The sequence below is a fragment of the Microbispora sp. NBRC 16548 genome, from assembly GCF_030268985.1.
GTDB classification, from domain to species: Bacteria; Actinomycetota; Actinomycetes; order Streptosporangiales; family Streptosporangiaceae; genus Microbispora; species Microbispora catharanthi.
Genome location: NZ_BSSF01000124.1, coordinates 1 through 255 on the forward strand (window position 1 = coordinate 1; position 255 = coordinate 255).

Consider the following 255-nt stretch of genomic DNA (forward strand, 5'->3'; position numbering starts at 1 on the left):
TGCTGGTGAAGCTGGGCGCTGATCTGAACAGGGTGCGTCAGCAGGTCATTCAGTTGCTGCACGGTTATCAGGGCAAGGAGCCGGCGGCGGCGGGCGGGCCGCAGGAGTCGGCGCCGTCGACCTCGCTGGTGCTGGACCAGTTCGGGCGTAACCTGACGCAGGCCGCGCGGGAGGGCAAGCTCGACCCGGTGATCGGCCGGGACAAGGAGATCGAGCGGGTCATGCAGGTCCTTTCCCGCAGGACCAAGAACAACC

At 67.1% G+C, this 255-nt stretch carries 1 pseudogene; it reads left to right on the forward strand.

Features of this window, described 5'->3' with window-relative positions:
- Positions 1-255, forward strand: a pseudogene (locus QSK36_RS43325) (ATP-dependent Clp protease ATP-binding subunit ClpC); the annotation flags it as partial.